Origin of the sequence: Acinetobacter sp. OYA S30 (assembly GCF_033599315.1) — a bacterium.
In the GTDB taxonomy this organism is placed as follows: Bacteria; Pseudomonadota; Gammaproteobacteria; order Pseudomonadales; family Moraxellaceae; genus Acinetobacter; species Acinetobacter baumannii.
In genome coordinates this window covers 1-2,496 of sequence record NZ_JAWVAV010000091.1, presented here as the reverse complement: position 1 = coordinate 2,496, position 2,496 = coordinate 1, and the positions used below count along the sequence as shown (strand labels likewise).

The following is a 2,496-nucleotide window of genomic DNA, read 5'->3' as shown; positions in this document are numbered from 1 at the left end:
TCAGCAGCCGTTCCGGCCTGACTGCAATTTTTTTTTTTTCATCCCTGCCCGCTACCCTGTAAACCTTTCTTCTGCGTTGCCGTTAACAGTAGGTAAGCCATGTTTGGTTTTTCTTCCGGAGCCCTGATGACTCTTAGTGATGATGAGCGACACCTGCTTGTGTCCGTTGTTTCGGTCTGGCTACGGCGTGCCGGAGGGGATGCCGGAGCCATGATGCTGGATGCATACCGGCAGATTTTGTCTGAAACCGAACCGGCCGTAAGGACTGTCATGCTCGAATTTCTTGAATCCGTTCGCATTCATTACATTTCGTCCTGAGCATTTTCTGTATTTCTGTCCATACTTAAACGAGGCGGCCGTCACGGACGGTGGTCGTCGTTCCATGATGCTGTTATGGACGAGTGAGAGTAATCTAATCTAACTTGATTGAGTTCCGGGCGTGCCGCCCGGTTTTTTTTGCTGTTTCCCGGTGTCCGTTCCGGGACAGGATGTGCATTTGTAATACCGCGCACGCGCCGGCATCACAAATACCCTGGTCAGGGCTGCGCCCCGACACCCCGCCATCGCCTCACGGCCGCGCACTGAATTGCGCACCCGTTCACCGATTTTCACGCATTTTCCTCGCCTATCTGTGCGTTCAGCATGGCGTAAAGCGCTTCGGCCTGATCGTGCAGGTGCTCACAGCAGCCGGCAGCCTCATCCAGATCCATCTGCTCGAGCCGCTCAAGGAGGAGAAGTGTCTGTGCGCGGATAAATTTGGCCATATTGAGGGCGGCGGATTCCTGTCTGGTCACTGGTGATTTTCCCCGTCTGGTGATGATTTTTGCGTGAAAAGAGCATGGCGTCATTCTGGTGCATAGTCATGCATGCCGTTAAAATTTAACAGGCGCGTTTCTGACGGGTTCCGGGGTGGTTTGTTGTGGTTTTTGTCATGGTTTCGTCAGGAACGCGCTGAACGCGTCTCAGGCGGTGCGGGCAACGGATGTTATGGTAAATTCTTGGGGGCTTGATTATAAAATACCGCACTTCCTCTTATGTCTTGTGCTTTTTAGACAACCCTGAAAGCTTTTAGCTTTGGTGATGCAATTTGCTGGGATTTTGGCGGAGAACCACAGGTAAAGAAAAAGGCCACATTAGCGGCCTTTTTCGGAGAAGATGCTCAGTGCGGAATTTCGGAGACTTCTTTAACGTCGGTTTTATTGATCTGCTGTTTGACACCATTCGCGTCTGTATAGCCAAGCAGGCCTGAGTCTGATTCTTTAGGTTTGCCGTCGCTGACAATAGTGCGACCGTCATTGGTGTGTATGGCATAGCTTGTGCGCGTGCAGCCGGTGAGGGCTGAAAGCGCAACTGCCGCTGCGAACACTGAAACAAAAATCTTTTTCAAAGCCAGCTCCTTTTATCCATATCAGTTTTGGTCACTAACCATCTAACTATAGGTCATTTTTTATGTGAAAAGAGGCTTGATGGTGGGCTGTATATCGAGTTAGGCGCGAGGTGCTATGGTCAAAGTGTGGTGTCAGGCGGGGAGGAGGCTTATATGAGATGTAATCCGGCCGATACATATACCAAGATGATTTAAGTATTCCTCTTTGTGAGGTTGGATGTCTAATTTATAAAGGATCTTCTTGAGATCCTTTTTTTCCGCGCGTAATCTCTTGCCCTGTAAACGAAAAAACCACCCTGGCAGGTGGTTTTTCGAAGGTTAGGTAATCCTGGCAGATCCCCTAACCGTGGTAACAGTCTTGTGCGAGACATGTCACCAAATTTGTCCTTTCAGTGTAGCCTCACTAAGGCCGCCACTTCAAGAACTCTTGAGACATCTCTCGCACATCCTGTTTGCCAATGGCCGTTGCCAATGGCGATTAGTCGTGTCTTTCCGGGTTGGACTCAAGTTGATAGTTACCGGATAAGGCGCAGCGGTCGGACTGAACGGGGGGTTCGTGCATACAGTCCATCCTGGAGCGAACTGCCTTCCCGGAACTGAGTGTCAGGCGTGGAATGAGACAACCGCGGCCATAACAGCGGAGTGACACCGGTAAACCGAAAGGCAGGAATGCGGGGGAGCACGAGGGAGCCACCAGGGGGAAACGCCTGGTATCTTTAAGCCGCATCGGGTTTCGCCACCACTGATTTGAGCGTCAGATTCTGTGATGCTTGTCAGGGGGGCGGAGCCTATGGAAAAACGGCTTTGGCGCGGCCTTATGCTTTCTTCGTTAAGTATCTTCCTGGCATCCCCCAGGAAATTTCTGATCCATCCGTAAGCCCGTCCCGCTCGCCGCAGCCGAACGACCGAGCGGAGCGAGTCAGTGAGCGAGGAAGCGGAATATATTCTGTATCACATTTTCTCCTGACGCGTTTTCTTTCACTTTCTGCGCCTGTCTTATGTGGCATTAATGCTATGTGTTACTGCCATGCTACATCTTAAGCCAGTATACACTCCGCTAGTGCTCCGTGACTGGTCCGGCGCTGCGCCCGGAACCCGCCTGTACCGGT

The 2,496-nt window shown here is 51.5% G+C and carries 2 protein-coding genes; both read right to left on the bottom strand.

Going from position 1 to position 2,496, the window contains the following annotated elements; translation table 11 throughout:
- Positions 1 to 608: 608 nt before the first annotated feature.
- A complete protein-coding gene (locus R5R67_RS19135; RefSeq protein ID WP_013772937.1) occupies positions 609 to 794 on the bottom strand; it encodes a Rop family plasmid primer RNA-binding protein in 186 nt (61 codons plus the stop codon).
- 365 nt (positions 795 to 1,159) lie between these two features.
- Positions 1,160 to 1,387 (bottom strand): YgdI/YgdR family lipoprotein, encoded by a 228-nt coding sequence (locus tag R5R67_RS19130; protein ID WP_021243043.1) that lies wholly within the window; start codon positions 1,385 to 1,387, stop codon positions 1,160 to 1,162.
- Between the last annotated feature and the right edge of the window lie 1,109 nt (positions 1,388 to 2,496).